The 22,067-nt window shown below is 58.5% G+C and carries 27 protein-coding genes; 14 read left to right on the top strand and 13 right to left on the bottom strand.

Annotated elements, in window-relative coordinates; all coding sequences use genetic code 11:
- Positions 1 to 48: 48 nt before the first annotated feature.
- Positions 49 to 633 (bottom strand): FMN-dependent NADH-azoreductase, encoded by a 585-nt coding sequence (locus tag GV827_RS11775; protein ID WP_164353998.1) that lies wholly within the window; start codon positions 631 to 633, stop codon positions 49 to 51.
- A gap of 109 nt (positions 634 to 742) precedes the next feature.
- Between GV827_RS11775 and GV827_RS11770 the strand changes: the two genes are divergently transcribed.
- Both GV827_RS11770 and GV827_RS11765 read left to right on the top strand, forming a co-directional pair.
- Positions 743 to 1,621 (top strand): LysR family transcriptional regulator, encoded by an 879-nt coding sequence (locus tag GV827_RS11770; protein WP_164354117.1) that lies wholly within the window; start codon positions 743 to 745, stop codon positions 1,619 to 1,621.
- Positions 1,618 to 2,511 carry a DMT family transporter gene (locus GV827_RS11765; protein ID WP_268895738.1) on the top strand — a complete coding sequence of 298 codons (894 nt, stop codon included), beginning with the start codon at positions 1,618 to 1,620 and terminating at the stop codon, positions 2,509 to 2,511. The genes GV827_RS11770 and GV827_RS11765 overlap by 4 nt, the downstream gene beginning before the upstream one ends.
- Before the next feature lie 272 nt (positions 2,512 to 2,783).
- Here GV827_RS11765 and GV827_RS11760 read toward each other — a convergent pair whose 3' ends face one another.
- Positions 2,784 to 3,125 carry an ArsR/SmtB family transcription factor gene (locus tag GV827_RS11760; protein ID WP_164353997.1) on the bottom strand — a complete coding sequence of 114 codons (342 nt, stop codon included), beginning with the start codon at positions 3,123 to 3,125 and terminating at the stop codon, positions 2,784 to 2,786.
- 395 nt (positions 3,126 to 3,520) lie between these two features.
- Here GV827_RS11760 and GV827_RS11755 point away from each other — a divergent pair, with 395 nt between their 5' ends.
- The 6 genes from GV827_RS11755 to GV827_RS11730 all read left to right on the top strand — a co-directional run bounded on the left by GV827_RS11755 (position 3,521) and on the right by GV827_RS11730 (position 7,129).
- Positions 3,521 to 4,393, top strand: coding sequence for a LysR substrate-binding domain-containing protein (locus GV827_RS11755; RefSeq protein ID WP_204325849.1), 873 nt, complete (start codon positions 3,521 to 3,523; stop codon positions 4,391 to 4,393).
- 189 nt (positions 4,394 to 4,582) lie between these two features.
- On the top strand, positions 4,583 to 4,912 hold the full coding sequence (locus GV827_RS11750) for an AtpZ/AtpI family protein (protein ID WP_164353995.1): 330 nt from the start codon (positions 4,583 to 4,585) through the stop codon (positions 4,910 to 4,912).
- A gap of 1 nt (position 4,913) precedes the next feature.
- Positions 4,914 to 5,672: a F0F1 ATP synthase subunit A gene (locus tag GV827_RS11745; RefSeq protein ID WP_164353994.1), complete on the top strand. Its 759-nt coding sequence runs from the start codon at positions 4,914 to 4,916 to the stop codon at positions 5,670 to 5,672.
- 56 nt (positions 5,673 to 5,728) lie between these two features.
- A complete protein-coding gene (locus GV827_RS11740; protein ID WP_011567586.1) occupies positions 5,729 to 5,953 on the top strand; it encodes a F0F1 ATP synthase subunit C in 225 nt (74 codons plus the stop codon).
- A gap of 83 nt (positions 5,954 to 6,036) precedes the next feature.
- Positions 6,037 to 6,564, top strand: coding sequence for a F0F1 ATP synthase subunit B' (locus GV827_RS11735; protein WP_164353993.1), 528 nt, complete (start codon positions 6,037 to 6,039; stop codon positions 6,562 to 6,564).
- Between the two features lie 4 nt (positions 6,565 to 6,568).
- Entirely contained in the window at positions 6,569 to 7,129 is a 561-nt protein-coding gene (locus tag GV827_RS11730; RefSeq protein ID WP_164353992.1) for a F0F1 ATP synthase subunit B, read from the top strand.
- Between the two features lie 107 nt (positions 7,130 to 7,236).
- Here the strand turns inward: GV827_RS11730 and GV827_RS11725 are convergent, their stop codons facing one another.
- From GV827_RS11725 to def (GV827_RS11700), 6 genes are all read right to left on the bottom strand, one after another.
- Positions 7,237 to 8,004 (bottom strand): FadR/GntR family transcriptional regulator, encoded by a 768-nt coding sequence (locus GV827_RS11725; RefSeq protein WP_164353991.1) that lies wholly within the window; start codon positions 8,002 to 8,004, stop codon positions 7,237 to 7,239.
- A 75-nt stretch (positions 8,005 to 8,079) separates the two neighbouring features.
- The gene (locus tag GV827_RS11720; RefSeq protein WP_164353990.1) at positions 8,080 to 8,316 is read right to left on the bottom strand and encodes a hypothetical protein; all 237 of its coding nucleotides are present in this window, start codon (positions 8,314 to 8,316) and stop codon (positions 8,080 to 8,082) included.
- A 3-nt stretch (positions 8,317 to 8,319) separates the two neighbouring features.
- Entirely contained in the window at positions 8,320 to 9,234 is a 915-nt protein-coding gene (fmt, locus tag GV827_RS11715) for a methionyl-tRNA formyltransferase (protein WP_164353989.1), read from the bottom strand.
- 38 nt (positions 9,235 to 9,272) lie between these two features.
- Positions 9,273 to 9,770 (bottom strand): peptide deformylase, encoded by a 498-nt coding sequence (gene def, locus GV827_RS11710; RefSeq protein ID WP_164353988.1) that lies wholly within the window; start codon positions 9,768 to 9,770, stop codon positions 9,273 to 9,275.
- A complete protein-coding gene (gene def / locus GV827_RS11705) occupies positions 9,767 to 10,264 on the bottom strand; it encodes a peptide deformylase (RefSeq protein ID WP_164353987.1) in 498 nt (165 codons plus the stop codon). The genes def (GV827_RS11710) and def (GV827_RS11705) overlap by 4 nt, the downstream gene beginning before the upstream one ends.
- Positions 10,261 to 10,779, bottom strand: a complete 519-nt coding sequence (gene def / locus GV827_RS11700) for a peptide deformylase (protein ID WP_164353986.1) — start codon at positions 10,777 to 10,779, stop codon at positions 10,261 to 10,263. Before def (GV827_RS11700) ends, def (GV827_RS11705) begins: the two co-directional genes overlap by 4 nt.
- Positions 10,780 to 10,878: 99 nt before the next feature.
- Here def (GV827_RS11700) and GV827_RS11695 point away from each other — a divergent pair, with 99 nt between their 5' ends.
- On the top strand, positions 10,879 to 12,048 hold the full coding sequence (locus tag GV827_RS11695; RefSeq protein WP_164353985.1) for a MalY/PatB family protein: 1,170 nt from the start codon (positions 10,879 to 10,881) through the stop codon (positions 12,046 to 12,048).
- A 98-nt stretch (positions 12,049 to 12,146) separates the two neighbouring features.
- On the opposite strand, the gene GV827_RS11690 is transcribed toward GV827_RS11695, so the two are convergent.
- Positions 12,147 to 12,500 carry a hypothetical protein gene (locus GV827_RS11690; protein WP_164353984.1) on the bottom strand — a complete coding sequence of 118 codons (354 nt, stop codon included), beginning with the start codon at positions 12,498 to 12,500 and terminating at the stop codon, positions 12,147 to 12,149.
- Positions 12,501 to 12,669: 169 nt separating this feature from the next.
- Between GV827_RS11690 and GV827_RS11685 the strand changes: the two genes are divergently transcribed.
- Positions 12,670 to 13,644: a glutathione S-transferase family protein gene (locus GV827_RS11685; RefSeq protein WP_164353983.1), complete on the top strand. Its 975-nt coding sequence runs from the start codon at positions 12,670 to 12,672 to the stop codon at positions 13,642 to 13,644.
- On the opposite strand, the gene GV827_RS11680 is transcribed toward GV827_RS11685, so the two are convergent.
- Positions 13,641 to 14,006, bottom strand: a complete 366-nt coding sequence (locus GV827_RS11680) for a response regulator (RefSeq protein WP_164353982.1) — start codon at positions 14,004 to 14,006, stop codon at positions 13,641 to 13,643. The two genes, GV827_RS11685 and GV827_RS11680, sit on opposite strands and share 4 nt — an antisense overlap.
- A 198-nt stretch (positions 14,007 to 14,204) precedes the next feature.
- Here GV827_RS11680 and GV827_RS11675 point away from each other — a divergent pair, with 198 nt between their 5' ends.
- Genes GV827_RS11675 through GV827_RS11660 form a run of 4 tightly spaced genes read left to right on the top strand, consistent with a single transcriptional unit; the run spans position 14,205 to position 17,651 of the window.
- Entirely contained in the window at positions 14,205 to 15,155 is a 951-nt protein-coding gene (locus tag GV827_RS11675) for a threonine-phosphate decarboxylase (protein WP_235930330.1), read from the top strand.
- Positions 15,152 to 16,063: an adenosylcobinamide-phosphate synthase CbiB gene (gene cbiB / locus GV827_RS11670; RefSeq protein ID WP_164353980.1), complete on the top strand. Its 912-nt coding sequence runs from the start codon at positions 15,152 to 15,154 to the stop codon at positions 16,061 to 16,063. The genes GV827_RS11675 and cbiB overlap by 4 nt, the downstream gene beginning before the upstream one ends.
- An 8-nt stretch (positions 16,064 to 16,071) precedes the next feature.
- Positions 16,072 to 17,241, top strand: coding sequence for a lytic murein transglycosylase (locus GV827_RS11665; protein ID WP_164353979.1), 1,170 nt, complete (start codon positions 16,072 to 16,074; stop codon positions 17,239 to 17,241).
- Between the two features lie 14 nt (positions 17,242 to 17,255).
- Positions 17,256 to 17,651: a rhodanese-like domain-containing protein gene (locus tag GV827_RS11660; protein WP_164353978.1), complete on the top strand. Its 396-nt coding sequence runs from the start codon at positions 17,256 to 17,258 to the stop codon at positions 17,649 to 17,651.
- Between the two features lie 19 nt (positions 17,652 to 17,670).
- Here the strand turns inward: GV827_RS11660 and GV827_RS11655 are convergent, their stop codons facing one another.
- The 3 genes from GV827_RS11655 to GV827_RS11645 all read right to left on the bottom strand — a co-directional run bounded on the left by GV827_RS11655 (position 17,671) and on the right by GV827_RS11645 (position 22,047).
- On the bottom strand, positions 17,671 to 18,018 hold the full coding sequence (locus GV827_RS11655; protein ID WP_164353977.1) for a hypothetical protein: 348 nt from the start codon (positions 18,016 to 18,018) through the stop codon (positions 17,671 to 17,673).
- Positions 18,019 to 18,060: 42 nt separating this feature from the next.
- Positions 18,061 to 21,516, bottom strand: coding sequence for a chromosome segregation protein SMC (gene smc, locus GV827_RS11650; RefSeq protein ID WP_164353976.1), 3,456 nt, complete (start codon positions 21,514 to 21,516; stop codon positions 18,061 to 18,063).
- Positions 21,517 to 21,648: 132 nt separating this feature from the next.
- Positions 21,649 to 22,047, bottom strand: coding sequence for a hypothetical protein (locus tag GV827_RS11645; RefSeq protein WP_204325847.1), 399 nt, complete (start codon positions 22,045 to 22,047; stop codon positions 21,649 to 21,651).
- Between the last annotated feature and the right edge of the window lie 20 nt (positions 22,048 to 22,067).

Here is a 22,067-nt window from a genome sequence, read left to right as displayed (position 1 = left end):
GAAATTCATGCCTGCACTATGGCAATTGTCATGTATTCGGCCAAGAGATCAGGCTGCCAGCGCAAGTTCCTTGATCTGCTGATGTGCGTCGGCGATCGTCTCTTCAGGATTGAAAGCCAGCTTGTCTGCCGCAACAATGGAAACATCCGTGATGCCGATAAATCCCAATACGTGGCGCATATAGCCAGTTGCAAAGTCGATATCTGAGCCGACCGGCGTGCCGCCAGAGGCCACGGCAAGGATAGCCCGCTTGCCAGAGAGCAACCCTTCCGGACCGTTTTCGGTGTAGCGGAAGGTTTCCCCGGCGCGGGCAATCAGATCGATCCATGCTTTCAAGGCGGCGGGGACGGAGAAGTTGTAGACAGGCAGCCCGATCACCAGCGTTTCCGCCGCACGAAGCTCTTCAATCAGGGCGTCGGATTGCGCAAGAGCGGCGCGTTGCGCATCACTGCGTTCGGCCTTGGGAACCTCACGGGCCTTTGTCCACGTGTGGGTGATCTGGGGCAGGGGGCTGATCGCGAGATCACGGGTGATGACCGACGTTTTGCCAAGTGTGGCGACAATCTTGTCTGTCAGATCACGGGTGACCGAAGTTTCGGTGTTGGCTGAACTGTCGATGCGTAGGATCGTCATGGGGGCATTCCTTTTCTGTCTTTGTCAGACCAAAAGTTGGCTATTGCATTTCCGAACGCAACGTCGAAAATTGTGCACAGACTGTTCGCCTGTGCACAGGAGAGGTGAGATCGAAAACTGGGATGAAATCAGGACCGCCTATCAGGTTGCCCGGATGGGCACGGTGAGCGGAGCGGCGGACGTGCTTGGTGTGCACCATGCGACGGTGATCCGCCATATAGATGCGTTGGAAGGACGGCTTGGCGTCAAACTTTTCCAGCGGCATGCGCGGGGATACACGGCCACGGAAGCCGGAGAGGACCTGTTGCGGGTCGCGCAGGCAACGGATGACCAGTTCAGTCAGCTTGCGGGCCGGATCAAGGGGCGTGGGTCTGAGGTATCTGGTGACCTTGTCGTCACCTCGCTTGCGTCCCTGTCGCCGCTGATTGCGCCGTTGCTGGCTGATTTTCAGAAGCTGCACAAGGACGTCATGGTGCGTTTCCTGACCGGCGACAGACTGTTCCGGCTTGAATACGCGGAGGCACATGTGGCGATCCGCGCAGGTGCGCCACCAGATCAGCCGGACAACGTGGTCCAGCCGTTTATACTGAACCCTATGGCCGCATATGCCAGCCGGGACTATATCGACGCTTACGGGATGCCCAAAGGGCCGGATGATTTTGCCAACCATCGCTTTGTCGGGCCAGACCGCGAAGACAGCCGGGCGCCGTTCTATGTTTGGTTGCGCGAGAATGTTCCGGCAGCTTCGGTGACTTTTCGCTGTTCCGACCAGCCCGCAGCAGAGGCCGCGGTTATGGCTGGCGCGGGCATCGGTTTCTTCAGCCAAAGGGAAGGTGAAAAACAACCTGACCTGATTGAGGTGTATCCGCCGCGGTCGGAGTGGATGACACAGCTTTGGCTCGTCACGCATGTCGATCTGCACCGCACGACCAAGGTTCAGACGCTTTTGAAATTCCTCAAGGATAGAGCAAAGGAAGACCTGAGTTGAGCCCCGGTGCGCTGGGCCATCTGTCAATGCTGGCGTTCTCGGCTTTGGTGGCGGGGTCATTCTCGCTTGGCGGGCTGATGGCGAACGACATTGATCCGGCGGCATTTACAGCAGTGCGTTTTTGGCTTGCGGCAGTTTTTGTGGGGGCACTGGCGCAAATGCGGGGCGGGTTTGGCGCGGGCAGTTTCAAAGCGCCTTGGCGCTATGCGGTGCTGGGTGGGCTCTTTGGTATATATTTCGTGCTGATGTTCGAAGGGCTCAAGACTGCACCGCCGGTCAGCGCAGCGGCGGTCTTTACCCTTGTACCCCTGATGGCCGCTGGATTTGCCTACGTGCTGTTACGGCAAATTTTGACGTCGCGCATGGCAGCCGCTCTCTCAATCGGCGCAGTGGGCGCGCTTTGGGTTATCTTCCGGGCGGATCTTTCTGCCTTGCTGGCGTTTGACGTGGGGCGGGGAGAAGCGATTTATTTCATCGGATGTGTCAGCCACGCGATCTATACGCCAATGGTGCGGCGCCTGAACCGGGGCGAGACGGCGGTGACTTTTACGTTCGGCACCGTTGTTGCAGGTGGCGCGCTCTTGCTTGTCTATGCCTGGGGCGATTTGGTGGCTATTGACTGGTTCAGCCTGCCCATCCGCGTTTGGGTAGCATTGTTCTACACCGCGTTTTTTGCAACGGCCTGCACGGTTGTGCTGTTGCAGTTTGCCACCCTGCGCCTGCCTTCGGCCAAGGTGATGGCCTATACTTATCTTACGCCCTCATGGGTCATTGTCTGGGAAACCGTGCTGGGCAATGGGGTGCCGCCGACACTGGTTCTGGGCGGCGTGGCCCTTACCATTTTGGCATTATTGCTGCTGCTGCGCGATGACGAAGCAAGAAAGACTTAGAACCACCGGGAACCGAATACCCGTTTCTGACGTTAGGGTCTTAGTAGCTGAAAGGTAACGTCGTTCGGACAGCCATCCAAATCGTCGGTTTCGTCGTTTTGATGATTGCGGTCGGGTAAGTCGCCCGGCCCGCTGAATATCCTTTTGCAACACTACTTAACTCGGGAGGCGCACATGCGTGGTATTATTTATCTTGTCGGACTGGTCGTAATCGTTCTGGCTATCGTACAATTCGTACTTTGATCTAAGCAAAAGGTGGCGCGGGCAAAGGCTCAGGCGCCATCTTCGCTTTCATGCGGCAACTCCGCTGCCAAGAAGCGTTCGAACGCGTCAAGATTGACCGGTTCAAACTGACCGAACCCCTGCATCCAGATGGACGCATCGCGCATCGCGTCAGGTTCCAGTTTGCACCATTTGACCCGCCCTCTTTTTTCCTGTGAAATCAGGCCGGCATTGGTCAAAACATTGAGATGCTTTGAAATCGCCGCAAGCGACATCTCGAACGGGTCGGCCACATCCGTCACGGCCATATCATCCTCGAGCAACATAGCGAGTATTGCCCGCCGGGTCGGGTCGGCCAGTGCTGCAAAGACCTGATCGATGTTTCGCGTCATTTACACCGTCTACCGTGTGCACAACGAGAGTGGAAGCTATTCAACCTCGCGGATGATGAGTGTGCTCAGATGGCCATTTGTGCTGTAATCGCGCAAATTCGGCACTCGATAGTCCTATGTCCTTTGCCAAATGGTGGCTCAGTTTACTCGCATGGCGGCTGCGATCTACATGCAGGACCCTCCTGAATAGGCTGATCAGTGTCCATATCTGTGACTTTTTCGCAAACTTTTCTTGATCACGCTCCTGCGTGTTCAGCTCGATACAAGCCATTGCATCTCTCCTGATCTGTATATTCCTGAAAATCGCAGATCAAAGCATGAGTTACAAAGACAAATCCTTGACGCATTATGTGCAAAAAATGCACATGTAGAAGATGTTCCGAAAGTTACCTCCTTTGAACGCCATACGCGCTTTTGAAGCTGCAGGCCGTCATCAAAGCTTTTCGAAGGCCGCCGAAGAACTTGGTGTCAGCCATTCTTCGATCAGTCGGCATGTGCGCGGCCTTGAAGATAGACTTAATGTGCAATTGTTTCGCGATCTGCCGCGCGGGATTGCGTTGTCTCAGGACGGTGCGGCCTATCTTGCGCAGGTGTCGCCGGCGCTGGATGCTATCGCAATTGCCACAGAAGGCCTTGCTGAGACGCCGCAGGGCACGGTGACTGTCAACGCAGAGCCGCTTTTCGCCACCAAATGGTTGGTCCCGCGCTTGGGGTCATTCGGTGCTGACCATCCCGAAATCGATATCCGGCTTGAGGCATCGCGCCATCTGGCAGACGTCGCCCGGTATGAGGCTGATCTGGCGATCCGATTTGTCCCGCCCGGCGGTCAATACCCGGACTCAGAGTTGATCAGCGATGCCAAGTTGCATCCTTATGCCGCTCCTGTTCTGATCTCCAAGGCTCTCTCTGCAAGAGAGATGTTGCGCTATCCGTTGCTGCGGGACCGTACCAGCGACAGTTGGAACACGTGGTTCGCACAGGCTGGAGGCGTCGATCTTGCGGACGTGCCCGAGTTCACCTGGCGCATGAGTTCCGTTCTGGCGGTTGAGGCGGCAGTAGCCGGGCAGGGTATCTTGCTTGTCTCGGACGAGGTCGTTGCGGGTGAGGTCGCGGCGGGCCGATTGTTGCGCGTCTCGGACATCGGATTCCGGGAAGGGGGTTATTATCTGGTGCGCAGCGAAGGCGCTTTCAGGCGCAAGGCGGTGCGGGTCTTTCGCGATTGGCTGATAGCTGAAAGCGCAGTCTGGCGCAGCAGAGTGGATGGATAATCAACCAAAGAGTTGAATATCGGAATAATATGCTTGCCGCTGAGACTGCGGGATTTCCATACTTCAAAATTATGGCGACACTCATAAAAATCATTTTTTAACAGATGCTTATTGCCTAACTCACCGTTGTTGACTCTCTGGGCCCCGCCAAGTAGCTACAGCGTGAAAATTCCGAAGGGGAATTGCAACGTGTCCGAACCGGATGGTCATAAGCTTGAAGAGCTGGATGCCCGGATCAAAGCTGCGAAAGAACGCGGGGCACCAGCGAAACCTCATCAGAAAGAGCACTACTCTCAGGCGCAGCTTGCCTGGCGTATGGTGATTGAACTTGTGGCCGGTCTGGGGATCGGCTTTGGCATCGGATACGGGCTTGATGTGCTGTTTGGCACGCTTCCGATATTCATGGTGCTGTTTACGATGCTGGGCCTTGCGGCGGGGATAAAGACGATGCTCCGCTCCGCACAGGAAATCCAGGACAAGAAGTTAGCCGCCGATGCGGCAAAAGACGAAGGAGCCTGAGATGGCGACAGAAGCAGCAAAAGAAGAAAGCGGTCTGGTCTTCCACCCGATGGATCAGTTCATCATCAAGCCGTTTTTCGGCGATGGATCCGAAGTGGCATGGTACACTGTGACAAACGCAACGGTCTGGATGTTCCTTGCCGTGATCGCGACCTTCCTGCTGTTGGTATTGGGCAGCTCCAAGCGGTCAGTCATTCCGTCCCGGATGCAGTCTGTCGCTGAACTGGCCTATGGTTTTGTCTACAAGATGGTCGAGGACATCTGCGGCAAGGACGGGGTTAAGTATTTCCCCTACATCATGACGTTGTTCATGTTCATCGTCTGCGCCAACTTCCTTGGTTTGATCCCGACATCCTTTACGCCGACATCACACTTTGCCGTGACAGTTGTGCTGGCCCTCGCCGTGTTCCTGACCGTGACTATCCTCGGTTTTGTCAAGAACGGCGCATCCTTCCTCAGCCTTTTCTGGGTGGCTTCGGCCCCACTGGCGCTGCGCCCTATCCTCGCGATTATCGAACTGATCTCGTACTTCGTTCGCCCCGTCAGCCACTCCATTCGTCTGGCTGGCAACGTCATGGCGGGACACGCAGTGATCAAGGTCTTCGCAGGCTTTGCCGCACTTACTGCCGTGTCCCCGATCGCGATTGTGGGCATCACGGCAATGTACGGTCTGGAGGTCCTCGTGTCCTTCATTCAGGCATACGTCTTTACCATTCTGACATGCGTGTACCTCAAGGACGCGCTGCATCCGCATCACTAATTCGGGCGACATAAACCCGTCCAAATACTCAACTTCCAACGCATAGGAGAATTATCATGGAAGGCGAACTCGCACACATCGGCGCAGGTCTGGCAGCAATCGGTTCCGGCGCAGCCGCAATCGGGGTTGGTAACGTTGCAGGCAACTACCTTGCAGGCGCTCTGCGCAACCCATCCGCTGCTGCTTCTCAGACAGCAACACTCTTCATCGGCATCGCGTTTGCCGAGGCTCTGGGCATCTTCGCCTTCCTCGTCGCGCTGCTGCTGATGTTCGCTGTATAAGCTCTCGGTAACGACTTCCTTGCGTGCGGGCAGGGGTACCCCCCTGTCCGCTGACAAGACACCGTTTCCAAGGAGAAGCCGATATGGCAACTGAAACAAATAGCGCAGAGGCGGCCTCCGCCCCCGGCATGCCACAGCTGGATTTCTCCACTTGGGGAAACCAGATTTTCTGGCTGATCCTTGCGCTCATCGCGATTTACCTGATCCTGTCACGGGTCGCGCTGCCCCGCATTGGTGCGGTTCTGGCAGAACGTGCTGGCACGATCACCAATGATCTGGCAGCAGCCGAAGACCTCAAAGCTAAAGCGGTTGAGGCCGAAGAGGCTTACAACAAGGCGCTTGCAGATGCGCGCGCTGAAGCGCAGCGGATCGTCGACGAAGCCAAGGCTGAGATCAAAGGCGAATTGGACGTGGCAATTGCCAAGGCTGACGCTGAGATTGCCGCGAAAGCAGCAGAATCAGAAAAAGCGATTTCCGAAATTCGTGCCTCCGCTCTGGAGAACGTGAAGGTCGTCGCCAAAGACACCGCAAAAGAGATTGTCGCCGCCTTTGGTGGCAAGGCAGATGCCAAGACAATCACAGCGGCCGTTACAGCCCGGATGAAAGGTTAAGACCATGCGTTATACCCTGACAGCCGCGCTTACCGCCCTGTTCGCAACACCTGCTTTCGCCGCGAAAGGCCCCTTCTTTTCGCTGGGCAACACAGACTTCGTCGTGCTGCTGGCCTTCATTCTGTTCATCGCAGTTTTGTTCTACTTCAAAGTACCCAGCCTGATCGGTGGGATGCTGGACAAGCGTGCGAACGATATCAAGTCCGAGCTGGACGAGGCGCGCAAGCTTCGTGAAGAGGCGCAGACGCTGCTTGCAAGCTATGAGCGCAAGCAGAAAGAAGTGCAGGAGCAAGCCGATCGGATCGTCGCCGCGGCCAAGGAAGATGCAAGCATTGCGGCCGCGCAGGCCAAGATCGATCTGGAGAAATCAGTTGCACGTCGTCTGGCCGCAGCCGAAGACCAGATCGGATCGGCCGAAGCTGCAGCGATCAAGGAAGTCCTTGATCAGGCCGCAACCATTGCAGTTGCTGCCGCGCGTGACGTGATTGCCAAGCAGATGTCTGCCGCTGACGGGAACAAGTTGATCGACGATGCGATTACGCAGGTCGATACCAAGCTGCACTAAGCGACACCTTCTACTGAATAGATGAAAGGCCCCGGAATGTTCGGGGCCTTTTTTCATGTGTCGCGGACCTTTCAGCAAGCAACCGTGCTAAGTAAGAACTGGAGCGATCAACCACTCGTTTCGTGTTGAAGACGTTGCTGTGCAATCACCTCGTTTCGTTCTGCCTTTTGGTGGTCGGCCAGCGAAGCCTCCACGAAGTCCAGGTGTGCCTCAATCGCTGCGCGCGCACCCGCCGGGTCGCGCGCCTGCAAGGCCTCATTGATGGCGCGATGCTGGTCCAGCAGCGCCGCGCGGCTGGTGCGCTGCTTGAACATCACCTGGCGATTGTAAAAGACACCCTCGCGCAGCAGCTCGTACATGGAGCGCATCATATGAAGCATGACGACGTTATGACTGGCTTCGACGATAGCCATGTGAAACTGCGCGTCGAGCTGTGCTTCCTCATCGGCATTGCGCTTTGAATGGGCGGCCTCCATCTTGTTGAAGACAGTCTGAACGACAGCCAGATCTGTGTCCGAAGCTGATTTCGCGGCCCGCTCGGCTGCCAGCGCTTCCATGTCGCGCCGAAAAGACAGGTAATCAAACACAGCCTCGTCGTGGCGAGCAAAAAGCTGGACCAGCGCAGGTGCAAAGGCACTGCCCAGCACGTCCGCTACGTAGACGCCAGCGCCGGGGCGCGCCGTCAGCAATCCGGCCTCCTGCAACTCAGAGATCGCCTCACGCAGGGACGGGCGCGATACTTCGAGCCGTTCCGCCAGCTCGCGTTCAGGCGGCAGGCGCTCGCCCGGTCGCAAGACGCCACGCAGGATAAGCTGTTCGATCTGACGGATCACAGCGGCGGACAACTTCTCGGGGGTCACGGGGCGAAAGGGCATGCGTTCTCCTGAATTGGTTAAGTCATATGACCAAACAGGAAATGCCGCAACGGGGATTGATTTGCGCCTGCCGCGTCAGCGACGCCAGTGAAATGGCACGATGATCAAGGCCCCGATCGAGGAGGCGACAGCGTTCATACCCGGTGAGGCAAATCCTATGCCGAACATGATGCGGATGAAGTAAAACAGAAACGCACCGCCGATGCAGATGATGATCGATTGTAGATAACCATTGTGGGTCCAGCCGGTCTTTTCTGAGACATAGCCAACGATGCCCGCAATCACGACCGTACCGAAAAGGGTCAGAAACATCGCTCAGCCTCCGTTCAGCTTGGTGCCGGGTGCAATCTGTGCCCCGCTTTGGAACACATCGACATCCTGCGCTGCCTTGCCCGCGCGTTGCAAGCGGGTAAGCTGCACGGCACCGTTGCCGCAGGCCACGCGAAGGCCAGTATCCAACACCTCGCCGGGGGTGCCATGTCCATCGCTCAGTGATGAGCCCAACACCTTGATCCGCACCCCCTCAAGCTCGAACCATGCGCCGGGGAAAGGGGAAAGACCGCGTATCCGCCGGTCGACTTCGGCGGCGGGCAGGGACCAGTCAATGCGCGCTTCGGATTTGTCGATCTTCTCGGCGTAGGTGACGCCGGTCTCTGGCTGCGGCTTGGGATCGAGCGTTGAAAGCCGCGACAGCGCCTGCACGATCGCCTCGGCACCCATGTGGCTCAGCCGGTCGTGCAACTGCGCCGTGGTCTCAGTCGCGCCGATGCTGGTTTCCCTGCACAGCAGCGTCGGACCTGTGTCCAGTCCCGTCTCCATCTGCATGATGCAGACGCCGGTTTTCTGATCTCCGGCCATGATCGCACGATGTATCGGTGCCGCCCCCCGCCAGCGCGGCAACAGGCTCGCATGTATGTTCAAACAGCCCTGTGCCGGGGCATCAAGAATAGCCTGAGGCAGGATTAATCCATAAGCGACCACGACCGCGACATCAGCGTTTAGTGCTGCGAATTCTGTCTGCGCCTCCGATGATTTCAGTGAAGTGGGATGTCGCACCTCCAGACCGAGCGCGTCTGCACGGGCATGCACCGGGCTGGGGCGGTCTTTTTTGCCACGACCGGCGGGGCGTGGCGGTTGGGTGTAGACAGCCGCAATTTCATGTCCCGCCGCAACCAAAGCGTCGAGGACAGGAACCGAAAAAACAGGTGTTCCCATAAATACGATGCGCATTCTTGGTCTCTTTCCTTGCGCCGGGGGTACCCAGTACCCTAACCGTTCAGTTTCTTCGCCCGGCGCAACAGCATATCGCGCTTCATCTTGCTGAGGTTGTCGAAATACATCCGCCCCGCCAGATGGTCGATCTGGTGCTGGACACTCGTTGCCTCAAGCCCCACGAATTCTCCCCGGACGATGACGCCATCCTCGTTCAGGTACCGGACCGAAACGGCGCGCGGGCGGGTGATTTTGGCCGATACACCCGGCAGGCAAGGGCTGGCCTCTTCGTGGACGTTGGGCTTTGCAGAGCTTTCCAGGATTTCAGGGTTTGCCATGCGAATGCGCTTGTTTCGATCAGAAGAAGCATCAACCACGGCCAGTTGCAGCGTCACGCCAATCTGTGGCGCGGCCAGTCCGACACCGGGCATCGCATCCATGGTCTCGATCATGTCTTCCCAAATTGCGCGCACCTCGTCAGTGATCTCACTGACGGGTTCTGCTTGCGTGCGAAGCCTCTTGTCGGGCCATCTGAGGATCTTGCGGACGGTCATTGCGCCTCGAACTCCGCGATCAGGGCAAGCCGGTCTGATTCCTTGAGATGATCAAAGGTCACAACCCCGTCCAGATGGTCCAGTTCGTGCTGCACACAGGCAGCGGCAAACCCATCGAAACTCTGCACGTAGCGGCCCCCGTTCAGGCCGGTCCAGACCATCTGGACCAGCGCCGGGCGGCTGATCTGGGCGGAAACGCCGGGGATACTCAGGCAGCCTTCGGAATTCGTGGCACGCTCTTCGCTGACCTCTTGCAGCATCGGGTTGATGCAGACGATGGGATCGGGCCTGCCTTCTTTCCAACCGGCATCCATCACAAAGATGCGCTGCAAGACGCCCACCTGTGGCCCGGCAAGCCCGCGACCGGGTGCATCGTACATCGTTTCAAGCATGTCACTGGCCAGTGTCTTGATCTCTGGGGTGATCTCTTGAATGGGCGCACAGATTTCGGCCAAACGCGGGTCTGGCCATTTCAGGATCGGCAGGACGCTCATCCGCGCGCCAGCTCCCGCTTGAGCTTGACCATCTTGCGGGTCATCATCTGCCGCTTGAGGGGCTTCAGGTAATCGATGAACAGCTTTCCATCCAGATGGTCGATCTCGTGCTGCACACAGGTCGCCCAAAGCCCATCGAAAGTTTCGGTCTGCAGCTTGCCGTCGCGGTCGATCCATTCGACATCCACCACCTTGGGGCGGGTTACGTCCGCATAAAGATCAGGCAGAGACAGGCACCCTTCCTCGTAGCTATTCTGTTCGTCCGAAGACGCCTTGATCTGAGGATTGAACATGATCAGAGGACGTGGCTTTTCGCCTTCTTCCTTGACGCAATCAAGCACGATCAGACGGTTCAGATTGCCGACCTGCGGTGCGGCCAGCCCGATGCCGGGTGCCTCGTACATGGTTTGCAGCATGTCATCGGCAAGCGTGCGCAATTCGTCCGTCAAATCATCGACGGGCTTTGCGACTTTCTTGAGCCGCGGGTCGGGGTGCAAAAGGATGTTGCGTTTCATGCGCTCGATGTAGGCGATGGAATGGGCGTCTGCAAGCTGGGGCTTGCGGCTGAAGCTGATCCCGTTAGCTTGGCGCACAAGATCAAAGGAGCAACCACCATGAGTTTTGACGAGATCATCGACCGCCGCGGCACCCATTGCGCAAAGTGGGACAAGATGGAGGCGCTTTATGGGGTGCCCCGGGACAGCGGCATCGCGATGTGGGTGGCCGATATGGATTTCCGTCCGCCGCAGGTGGTGCAGGATGCGCTTCAAAAGATGCTGGATCACGGAGTTTATGGCTATTTCGGCGATGACAGCGCCTATCTGGCGGCGATCCAGTGGTGGATGGAAAACCGTCATGGCTGGAAGGTCGAGCCGGACTGGATTTTTACCACACATGGTTTGGTGAACGGCACGGCGATGTGCGTCGACGCGTACACCAATCCGGGCGATGGTATCGTTCTGTTCACGCCCGTATATCATGCATTTGCCAAGGTCATTAACGCCGCGGGCCGCAAGGTGGTGGAGTGCGAGATGCCCAATGTGAACGGGCGTTACGAAATGGACATTGACGCCTGGGATGCGCAGATGACCGGCGCTGAAAAGATGGTCATCCTGTGTTCCCCGCATAACCCCGGTGGGCGTGTCTGGACCCGCGAAGAACTGCAGGGTGTTGCCGATTTCGCGCGACGACATGATCTGATCTTGGTCTCGGACGAAATTCACCACGATCTGGTCATGCCCGGTCATACGCATATTCCGATGGCCAAGATCGAAGGCATAGAGGACCGGCTGGTGATGATGACCGCCACCACCAAAACCTTCAACATCGCGGGCAGCCATTCAGGCAATGTGATCATTCCGGACCCGGATTTGCGTGCCAAATTTGGTGCGCGGATGCTGGCGCTGGGGCTGTCGCCAAACTCTTTCGGATTGTTTATGGCCACGGCGGCCTATTCGCCCGAGGGCGCCGCATGGGTCGATGATTTGGTGCAGTATCTTGATGGCAATCGACAGCTCTTTGACGAGGCGGTGAATGCCATCCTTGGCCTGGCATCGATGAACCTTGAGGCGACTTACCTTGCGTGGGTCGATTTCGAAGGCACAGGCATGCCCCGCGAAGAATTCACGCGCCGCGTGGAAAAAGACGCCTGCATCGCGGTGAACTATGGGCCCACCTTCGGCAAGGGTGGCGATAGCTTCTTGCGGTTTAACATTGCCACCCCCCGCGCACGGGTCGAGGAGGCGTGCAATAGGCTGTCAGAGGCGTTAAAGGATTTGCAGTAAGCGCAGGGCTTCCGCCGAGGAGCTGGCGCTGGTGAATGGCTATCAGGCCTGCATGACAGCATGATCAGGCAAGATACCGATCCGCCGCTGTGTATGGGTCAGCGCGCTTTTGTGATCAACGCAACCGGCGCATCCGTCGCCTTTTCAAAATCCAGCGCCGCTGCACTGGCCACTGCCGTCGCACGTTTGAATTCATAACGCATCTCGCCGGCTTCTTCTTCGCTCGCGACAATCAGACACTGAAAAAGGTGGTTTGCCCCATCATAGAGGTCGACAAGGCCGCGCAGATGTGGTGCGTTTTCGGCTGCTATCGTGAAGCCGGTCTTTTCCAACCGCAGCACCGGGTAGAGCTGGCCATCCACGTCGACACGCAGCCGCGATGCTTTTCGCAGGCTCTCCAGTCGGGCGGCATCAAGGCCCGCCTGTACCTCTTTTGACAAGACTGCTTCCATATACATCTCCAAACACGTTTACCTTATTTGAATTAACTGTAGACAAAATCAAGTAATTCCCAGATTTCGCCCAGGCTGTGCATCTGCGCAGGGCCGCTGCGCCCCTGTCTGATATGGGTAGTTTATGACAGGCAGACTACATAACTCGTTAACAGCGACGGAGGATGGCATGGGCCTTTTGGTAGACGGTGAATGGCAAGACAAATGGTACGATACCAAATCGACAGGCGGGAAGTTTGATCGCTCGGCCGCGAAGTTCCGCAACTGGGTCACCGCAGACGGATCAGCCGGGCCATCAGGCAAGGGTGGTTTCAAGGCAGAGAGCGGGCGCTATCACCTCTATGTCAGCTATGCCTGCCCTTGGGCCCACCGCACGCTGATCTTTCGCCAGATCAAGGGACTGGCTGATCACATCACCTTTTCCGTCGTCCATCCCGACATGCTGGGCGACGGTTGGAGCTTTGACGACAGCTTTGACGGGGCCACGGGCGACACACTTTTTGGCCTGCCCTTTGCGCGGGACATCTACACCAAAGCAGATCCTGTTTTCACGGGCCGGGTGACAGTGCCAATCCTGTGGGACAAGGCGCAGAACACCATCGTTTCCAACGAAAGCTCTGAAATCATCCGGATGCTGAACAGCGCTTTCGATGGGCTGACGGGAAACACCGAGGATTTTTGGCCTGAAGACTTCCGCGAGGCGATCGAGCCGGTGAACGAGCGCATCTATGACACGTTTAACAATGGCGTCTACCGGGCCGGGTTCGCGACAACACAAGAAGCATATGATGAGGCCGTCGGTCCGCTTTTCGACACGTTGGATTGGCTTGAGGATTGCTTGTCAGAAAATCGTTACCTGATGGGGGACAGGATTACCGACGCGGACTGGCGTTTGTTCCCGACGCTTATCCGCTTTGATCCGGTATATCATCTGCATTTCAAGTGTAACCGAAAGCGGATCGTGGATTACCCCAACCTCTGGTCCTACACGCGCGAACTGTATCAGTGGCCCGGTGTGGCCGATACGGTAAATATGGATCACATCGTGCGCCACTATCACTACAGCCACGACAGCATTAATCCGAACCGGATTATTCCCATCAACCCTGTTCTGGATTACGACGCACCGCACGGGCGGGCCTAGTGCAGATCAGACCCGTACTGTTCGACCATCGCGGCAAGATCTTCGGGCGGCGTGCTTGGAGGTAGAAACGCGCGTGCATTCGCGGAATGGGCAAAGATAGACCCATCCGAGAAGAAGGTTGTGTTGGTCACAAAGATCACGCGCGCATCGGGTTGGCGGTAATTGGCATAGTCCGACACCGCGAGGGCGGCGCCCTCATCCAGCACAAGATCAAGGATAATAATCTCTACAGGGTTTTCTGCCAGAAAGCTGGTTGCGGCTTCCTGTGTGCTGACGCAGCTCACTTTCATATGATGACGCTCAAGATGCCGCTTCCACAACGCGCCAAGCTCAGATCGGCTCTCGACGATCAGCACATTCAAGTGCGTGGTCCCCTCGGCAGTTGTTAATGATGTCTGAGCATTCATACATATGTGCTCTGCCTAATACGTTAACAAATGGTTAATAGCCGCGCAAAGAAGTTAACGCGGCGACGTTCACTTGAAAAAGCGGCGCTTTTCCGCTTTGTCGAAACCGTTGGGCTGGCATGTGTTCGCCGACCCGCAGGATGGAGTGCACAATTGGCAAACACGGAAAAGCGGGATCATGGCGGCAATCTGGACGCCGCCGTCGCGCGTTTTGGTGGCACGCGCAGCGATTGGATTGACCTGTCAACAGGCATCAACCCGATTGCGTTTCCGATACCGGAAATACCTGATGACGCTTGGACAGCCCTGCCTGACAAGGCGGCGCTAGAACGGCTGCACGATGCGGCACGCCGTTTCTGGCATGTGCCGGAGGGCGCTGGCGTTCTTGCAGTGCCCGGGGCCTCTGCTGCCATCGCGCATATCCCCCTGCTTGCCCCTTTGGGGCGGGTTTGCATTCCCGCACCGACGTATAATGAACATGCGGCCAGTTTCACTGACACTGGCTGGAAGGTGGTGCAGGAGGGCAATGATTGCAGCGCCAGCGTCCATGTTCATCCCAACAATCCTGATGGCAGCGTGTGGCAGGTGCAGGACCTCACCGGGGGCTTGCGGATCATTGACGAAAGTTTCTGTGACGTGTCGCCGGATGCGACGCTGATCAGTGAAGCCTCGGTGCCCGGCACGCTGATCCTGAAAAGCTTTGGCAAGTTCTGGGGGCTGGCCGGAGTGCGGCTGGGTTTCGTGATTGGTGACCCTGCGTTGCTTGTGCGGCTGTCGCAGATGCTGGGCCCTTGGTCCGTCGCAGGGCCAGCTTTGCATATCGGCGCTGCCGCATTGGAGGATATGCCGTGGGCAGATAAGACGCGTCACCGGCTGCAGATTGACGCTGACCGCTTGGATGATCTGGTCACAAAGCAGGGTACGACCGTGGTCGGAGGCACCTCACTGTTTCGGCTGTATGATGTGGAGAATGCTGCAGATTTTCAGGAAAGGCTGGCTCAACACCATATCTGGAGCCGGATATTCCCCTACAATCCCCGCTGGTTGCGTCTTGGACTGCCGGGCGCAGGCGGCTGGGACCGGCTGAGCGCGGCCTTGGCATGAGCACTGCATACATCCTGATTGCCGCGCTCATTCTGGATGCCGTGTTGGGCGAGCCGGATTGGCTTTGGCGACGGCTCCCTCATCCTGCTGTCTTGATGGGGCAACTCATCGGCTGGTGTGATGCCAGGTTCAACGCCGGTGGGATGCGCAAAGCCAAAGGTGTCGCGGTTGTGCTTGGCCTTGTCATTCTGAGCGGCGCGCTTGGCGGTTTGCTCAGCTTCTTTGGCCCGGTGGTTGAGATCATTTTGGCTGCGATCATGTTGGCCCAACGCTCGCTCGTTCAACATGTACGCGCGGTTGCGGATGGGTTGCGCCTGTCATTGCCGCAAGGACGTCGGGCTGTATCAATGATAGTCAGCCGGGACACCGGCGACATGCCGGCACCCGCCGTCGCCCGTTCCGCCATCGAAAGCGCGGCCGAGAACCTGTCCGACGGCATCATAGCGCCAGCGTTCTGGTTCTTGATCGGCGGGCTGCCCGGTATGGTGATCTATAAGTTCATCAATACCGCTGACAGCATGATCGGCTACCGCACAGCGCGTCATGCTGAATTCGGCTGGGCTGCGGCAAGACTGGATGATGTGCTGAATTTTATCCCGGCCCGGTTGACGGCGGTCTTGATCGCCTTGCCATCGGGCAAGCTGAGTGCTTGGCAGGAGATAAGGGCCGATGCGCGGCTGCATCGTTCCCCGAACGCGGGCTGGCCCGAGGCTGCGATGGCACGCGCGATCGGTGTGGCCCTTGCCGGTCCCCGCGCCTATGATGGCGCGATGCAGGACTTTGCCTGGGTCAATGCTGCGGGCGACCGGGAAATTGGTCCCTTGGCGATTGACGCGGCAATCTCCCGGCTTTGGTCGGCATGGGGTGTGATGCTGGTTCTCCTTGTGCTGTTCGGCCTGATGACGTGAGGAATGTCATGAAGAAACTGTTTTTGCCTGCAGTCCTTGCGCTGAGCACTTCGGCCAGCACCGCCGTGGCCTTTGGCGGATCCTTCGCGACATTTGTTGAAGGGCTAAAGTCAGAAGCCGTCGCAAATGGCATCGCGCCCGAAGTGGCCAGCGCGTTTTTCGCAGGCGTGCGGCAAGACCAGAGCGTGTTGAAGGCGGATCGCAGACAGGGGGTGTTTCAACTGCCCTTTGTCCATTTTGCGCGCCGGTTGATCTCGAACGACCGCATCAACCGGGGCCGTGCGAACGCAGAGAAATACGACACCGTCTTTGACCGGATCGAGCAGAGCTATGGCGTCGACCGGGGGGTCCTGCTGGCCTTTTGGGCGTTCGAGACGGATTACGGGACGTATCAAGGGGATTTCAACACGGCCAACGCGTTGGTTACACTTGCACATGATTGCAGACGGCCTGAACTCTTCCGCCCTCAGGTGCTTGCCGCTGTAGAGTTATTTGAAAAAGGTCAGTTCGATCCGCGTACCACGACAGGTGCCTGGGCCGGTGAGATCGGCATGGTTCAGATGCTGCCCCGCGATATTCTGGAAAACGGTGTGGATGCGGATGGGGACGGCAAGGTCTCTTTGAAAACCTCGACCCCTGATGCGCTGATGTCCGGGGGCAAGATGCTGCAGGATTTGGGCTGGCGTGCAGGCGAACCTTGGCTGGACGAGGTAACCCTGCCTGCTGATTTTGATTGGTCCCTGACCGGTCTTGAAACGATCAAAACGATTGCCGAATGGCGCGCGCTGGGCGTCAAGCCGCGCAATGGTCCATTGACCGATGGGCTGGCGGCGTCGGTTCTCTTGCCGCAGGGGCACAAAGGTCCGGCTTTCATCGCCTACCCTAATTTCCGCGTTTATTTCGATTGGAACCAAAGCTTTACCTATGTGATGACCGCGGCGTATTTTGCCACCCGGTTGCAGGGGGCCAAGGTATTTGATGCCGGCACGCCAGAACCCGGTTTGGACGGTGGTCAGATGAAAGTACTCCAAACACGATTGCAGGCGCGCGGACATGACGTAGGCGGCATCGACGGCATCCTTGGTGCTGGCATGCGTGCGGCCGTACGTGCCGAACAAGCCCGCTTGGGATTGCCCGTTGACGGCTGGCCCACACCAACCCTTCTTTCGCTGCTCTAAGAAAAGGAACCTTCATGGCTCTCAAGAAAACTGCCGCCCAAATGGTTGCGGACGCCCGCGCCCGGATCGAAGAGATCGACACAGAGGATGGCATCGCAATGATGGATGATCCGAATGTGCAGATCGTCGATCTGCGGGATCCGCGTGAACGCGAACGCACGGGCTTTATCCCCGGCAGCTTTCACTGTCCGCGAGGGATGCTGGAATTCTGGGTAGACCCGGACAGCCCCTATTTTAAAGAGATCTTCGGGCGGGATAGAAAGTTCGTATTCCACTGTGCCTCTGGCTGGCGGTCCGCGCTTTCGGTGGCGACGCTGCAGGACATGGGCTTTGACGCAGCGCATCTGAAGGAGGGTTTCAGCGGCTGGGAAAAGGCGGGCGGACCGGTGGAAAAGGTCGCACCGAAGTGAGGTAAAAAGGCTCTGGCGCTTAGGGTCTGATCGGATACCTGTCGCCTAATTGCGTGATCATCACCAAACGCCCGTGACTGCGGACAAACCTGTCACAGCGGTCACGGCCATTGTTGAAGACGATGCAGATTACTCCGTCTGGCCCTATTTCATACTGACCAAAAGCGGTACCGCCGCCCTGATAGGTATAGCTATAGGCACCGCCTGCTGAGTAGCGCGATTGCCCGCCCTCGAAAAACTCAACCAGATGGCCCTGCGTCATTTCTACGACCTCTTGGCGGCTCAATAGTTGGTCATCTTTGAGAAGGGCAAAGCCATCGGCAAGGCCCAGACCGGGCATCAGTACGAAGGGTAACAGGTAGCGCATGCAGCAAGCCTAGGCCAAGCTCGCCCAACGCACCATTAACGTTTACGCGACCAGTGTTTCAGCTTTCTTGAGATCAACGGAAACAAGCTGACTGACCCCTTGTTCTGCCATTGTCACACCAAACAGCCTGTCCATCCGGGCCATGGTGACCGCATGGTGCGTGATGATCAAAAACCGCGTATCCGTCTGGCGGCACATCTCGTCGAGCAGGTCACAGAACCGCGTGACGTTGGCATCGTCCAGCGGCGCGTCGACCTCGTCCAGCACGCAGATTGGCGCAGGGTTGGCAAGGAAGACCGCAAAGATCAATGCCATCGCGGTCAGTGTCTGCTCACCACCCGAAAGCAAGCTCAGCGTGCTCAGTTTCTTGCCAGGCGGTTGGCACATGATTTCCAGACCGGCCTCAAGCGGATCATCGGATTCCACCATCACAAGATTGGCCTCACCACCGCCAAAAAGGTGCTTGAACAGCATTGAGAAGTTCGAATTGACCTGCTCGAACGCGGTCAACAACCGCTCGCGCCCTTCCCGGTTCAGGCTTGCGATGCCGGAACGCAGGGTCTTGATCGCTTCTTCCAGATCAGTCTTTTCGTTGGTCAGCGTGTCGTGCTCTTCCTGAACCTCCTTGGCGTCCTCCTCGGCCCGGAGGTTCACAGCCCCCAAGGCATCCCTTTGACGCTTGAGCCGGTTCACATCGGCCTCAAGGGTATCGGCACCGGGCATCTGGTCCGGGTTCACGTCAAGCGATGTCAAAAGCTGATTTGGGGTCAACTGGCTGTCTTCTGCGATGCGCTCAGCGGCGGCGGCAACGGTTTCCTTGGCCGCCTCAGCCCGGGCTTCAGACCGCGCACGCGCCTCACGCGCTTCAGACGCATCCCGCTCCGCTTCACGTTCCGCTACCGTGGCCTCGCGCAGCGCATTTTCCGCCGTAGATAACTTGTCGGAGGCCTGCGCCTTGCGCGCCTCAGCGGTAGCGATCTCGCGGCTCAATTCATCGCGCTTTGCGGCAATCTCCGCCGGGGCGGCACTGGCATCGCGTAGCTCTGTCTCGGAGGCTTCCTTGCGCTCTACCAGTTCGGCACTGCGTTTTTCTGCCGTCTCCAACCGGTGCTGCCAGCCGCTGATTTCCTTGGTCACTTCCTGTGCGCGCTTCGTGCGGGCTTCGCCCTCGCGGCGCAATTCGTCATGGGCCGACCGGCGCGACATCATGGTAATGCGCGCGGCCTCAACCGTCATGCGCAGGTCTTCGATCCCGGCGCGGGCTTCATCCAGATCGCCCAGATCGGCCAGCGCACGCTCAGCCTCCAGCACTCGACCACGGGCGGCCATCGCCTCATCCTCGTGGCGTTTGACGGCCAGCCCAAGGCTTTCCAGACGCCCCTCGGCCAGATTGCGGTCCGCTTCCGCACGGCTCAGCGCGCGGCCCGCATCGGCGACCGCGCGATCCGCGTCACGACGCGCCTCGCGTGCGCGTTTGTCGGTCTCGGTTTGCTCGGCCAATCTGCGTGTCAGGCTGTCATGGGCATCGCGTGCGCCCTCTGCCCGTTGGCTGGCCTGTTCAAGCGATTGCTTAAGGACTTCCAGTCGGTTGAGTTGTTGCAACCGTAGGGCCGCTGCAGAAGGCGCGTCTTCGGCCCAGGCACGAAAACCATCCCACCGCCACAAATCACCCTCAAGCGAGACAAGGCGCTGGCCCGGCAAGAGCGCGGCTTGCAGGGCAGCCCCTTCATCTGGGTCCACCAGCCCGATCTGCCCCATGCGCCGCGACAGGACATCGGGAACGGAAACATGCTGGGTCAGCGGCGTGACACCGGCGGGCAGGGGCTGTTCGTCATCATAAGAGGGCAGGACGGCCCAGCCAGAAGGGCCATCAGCATCCACCTGTGGCGCTCTCAGATCATCGGCCAATGCCGCACCAAGGGCTTTTTCAAATCCGTGTTCGACCTGAAGCCGGTCAAGAATCTGGCCGCCTTCCGCCGTGTCACGCTCCACCAGTTTTGCTAGGGCACCCACCTCGGCGCGGAGCGCGTTCATCTCGCCCTCGGCCTCGGAGCGTTCGGCGCGGGCGTCTGCTTCGCGGGACTGTGTTTCGGCCCGTGCTTCTTCAGCCTCGATCAAGGCTGCGTCGGCCTCTGACGCCGCCGTCACCGCTGCAGCCTCAGCTGCCTTTGCGGTGTCGAAATCCTGCCCGGATTTTTCCAGCGCCGCACGGCTTTGTGCGACAGCTTCCTGCGCCTTCTGCGCTTCTGCTTCCGACTTGATCTGTGTCTTGCGGCTGTCTTCCAGCAGCCGCTCAGCCGAGCCGTGCCGTGCCGCCAGACGCGCAACATCTTCCGTCTGTTCTGACAGATCCGCCTCGCGTGTCTGCAATACCGATGCCGCCTCTCGGGCTGCTTCGGCCGCAGCCTCAAGCGCCTCGCCATGACCCTCTCCGGCCTTGGCAAGCTCTTTGGCTTCCCATTCCAGCCGTTCGATGGTCTCTCCCGCGTCGCGGTTCAGCCCGCTTTCGCGCTCGATATCCCGGGTCAGTTGAGAAATCCGGCCCGCCAGTGTCTCAATCGTCTGCTGTGCGCGGGCTTCCTGATCGCTGAGGGTGTCACGCTGGACGGTCAGACGCTGCAGAACGGCTGCGGAGATTGCCTCTTCCTCGCGCAGCGGGGGCAAGGCGTCTTCTGCGGCCTGCCGCAGTTTTGTCGCCTGTTGCACGAGCCCCTGCGCCTGCGCGGCAGCCGTGACCCGGTTGCGCAATTCCTCGTCTGCCAAAGCGCGGGCATCGTCCGCCTCGCGCCAGCGGCGGTACAACAGCATACCTTCATTCCGGCGCAGCTGATCCCCGATCTCACGGTAACGGGCTGCCTGTCTGGCCTGCCGGGCAAGCTGCGCCAATTGCGTGGCCAGCTGTTCGATCACATCATCGACACGGGACAGGTTGGTCTCTGCCGCGTTCAGCTTCAACTCCGCCTCGTGACGGCGCTGGTAAAGGCCCGAAATGCCTGCTGCTTCTTCGAGGATGCGGCGGCGGTTCCTGGGTTTGGCGTTGATCAGTTCGGCAATCTGGCCCTGACGCACCAGCGCAGGGCTGTGCGCCCCGGTCGAGGCATCGGCAAAAAGCATCTGCACATCGCGCGCGCGCACGTCCTTGCCCGCGGCCTTGTAGGCGCTGCCGACGTCGCGGGTGATCCGCCGGACGATCTCCAACTGATCACTGTCGTTAAAGCCAGCAGGGGCCAGACGGTCGGAGTTATCGATATGCAGAGCCACCTCGGCAAAGTTGCGGGCGGGCCGGGTGGCGGCACCGGCAAAGATCACGTCTTCCATCCCGCCGCCGCGCATGGCGGTCGGGCGGTTCTCTCCCATGACCCAGCGCAACGCTTCGAGCAGGTTGGACTTGCCACAGCCATTCGGACCCACAACGCCGGTCAGACCATCGGCGATGATCAGGTCGGTGGGGTCCACAAAGCTTTTGAAGCCTGTCAGTCTGAGTTTGGAAAAGCGCACCTTCTGAGCGGCTCCAATGATTCCTGCATCAGTCGAAAATGGGGGCTTAGGGGCGGGCGTGTCAAGGAAACACCACTACAGGCAGCGCGCAGGGGTGGGTTATCCACAAGATATTGAGGGTTTGGGCGGAGGTCAGCCGCAATCAAGATCTACGCGGATTTGTCCGATCTCTTTGATCGCGGTCCCGCGTTCCGGCACGCATTCCACCTCGATAGGCGCAGGTCGTACTGGCGGCGGTCCATCGCCACAATCCAATCGGCCAAAGGCATGTGCCTGATCGCCCTTCACGCTGACGACTTTGCAGCGACTGACCTTGGACATGGCAACGGCGGAACGTTCCCGCATTGCGCCAAAGCGCGGGGCATACTCCGGATTGATGCGTATCGCTTCTGCCCGGTTGCCCCGGACCCGGATATCAAATCTTGATCCCTCTACCGTCACCCGCACGGGCACCGACCCACGAAATGCCGGGCTGGCCGTATTACAAGCCGCGATCATCACGCACAGAAGGAGGATAAGGAAGTGGCGCATTTCTCAAAGCTGCGCAGTCG

Source organism: Sulfitobacter sediminilitoris (assembly GCF_010667575.1).
Taxonomy (GTDB): domain Bacteria; phylum Pseudomonadota; class Alphaproteobacteria; order Rhodobacterales; family Rhodobacteraceae; genus Sulfitobacter; species Sulfitobacter sediminilitoris.
This window is presented reverse-complemented; position numbering and strand designations above follow the sequence as displayed.